This window comes from Modestobacter sp. NPDC049651, assembly GCF_040659695.1.
Taxonomy (GTDB): Bacteria; Actinomycetota; Actinomycetes; order Mycobacteriales; family Geodermatophilaceae; genus Modestobacter.
Window position 1 is genome coordinate 1 of sequence record NZ_JBFAOG010000032.1, and the last position, 1,139, is coordinate 1,139.

At 71.7% G+C, this 1,139-nt stretch carries 2 protein-coding genes; both read right to left on the minus strand.

What is annotated here, in order from left to right; all coding sequences use genetic code 11:
• A partial coding sequence (locus AB0J00_RS21880) for a hypothetical protein (RefSeq protein WP_357749230.1) occupies positions 1-324 on the minus strand: 324 nt, incomplete at its 3' end.
• Positions 321-1,139: AAA family ATPase (locus AB0J00_RS21885; protein WP_357749233.1), on the minus strand; the 819-nt coding region annotated here is incomplete at its 5' end. The genes AB0J00_RS21880 and AB0J00_RS21885, both read right to left, overlap by 4 nt.

Sequence of the window (1,139 nt, forward strand, 5' to 3'; positions counted from 1 at the left end):
GTCGACCGCGCCGCACGGGAGCGAGACGCGCCAGCCCGGCTCGGCCAACGGCCAGGTGGCCAGCGGCGCTGGGTCCTCGCCCTCGACGGCGGGCGGGCCGTGCACGGTGTAGTCCCGGATGCGGTCGCCGGTGGCCGGCATGACCACGATCGGTGCCTCGCCGGTGTATTCCTCGGCAATCAGCATGGCAACCGTGCTGGTGACCGCCACCAATTCAGTGCGGGTGTCGGCGCCCGCCGGGGTGAGAAGATCGATAATCGTGTTCCAGGTCGCGACCGATGTACGCACGGGCACCGACGGCACCTGCCGTGACGTGACACTCACGAGCGGCCACCTTCCTCGCGCAGCACCGCCAGCAGGTCCTGACCGGTGACCCGATCGGGATCGCCCTGCGCCTCCCGCCGGTACGCGCAGGCGGCCGCGACGGCTTTACGCAACCGCCGTCCGTCGAGGCCCTCGGCTGCCTCGGCCGCCGCGTCCAGCAACGCTGGCTTCAGCAACTGGCCCGCTCCGGGGAAGGCGGCGACGACCGCCGCGGCGGCGTGCTCGAGGATCTGCCGACGGGCGGCGCGATCAGGCAGCGGCACCTCGACAATCCAGTCGGCGCGCGACGCCAACGCCGGGTCGATCGCCTCGCTGAAGTTAGTCGTCGCCACGATGAGCACCTCGGTGTGGCGGCGGGCCAGCCGGTCGAGGCCGACCAGCGCGGCGTCCACGGCCCGGTGTACGTCGATCGGGTTGGCATCCATCGACAGCGCCGCCCGGTCCGTGAACAGCGTCTCGACCTCATCGAGCAGCACGACCATCGGCCCGGCGCCAGCATGCTCGTGCAGCAGGGTGCCGAACAACTGCTCGACCGCACGCTGGCTGCGTCCCAGCGACGAACTGGCCAGGCTGTGCGGATCTACCTCGACAAACAACCACCCGGCCTCGTTGGCCATGGTCCGGGCCACTCGGTCCGCCAGACCCCGCGCCACCGTGGTTTTGCCGACGCCGGGCTTGCCGGTCAGCAGAACCACCCCGTGCAACGGCAGCGCGTCGAACGGCACCGCCGCACGCAGGTGCGCCGAGGCGACGGCCGTGCGCAGCAGCCGCTGCTTGATCCCGTCCGGCAGCACGATGGCGGACCATGCGGCGGC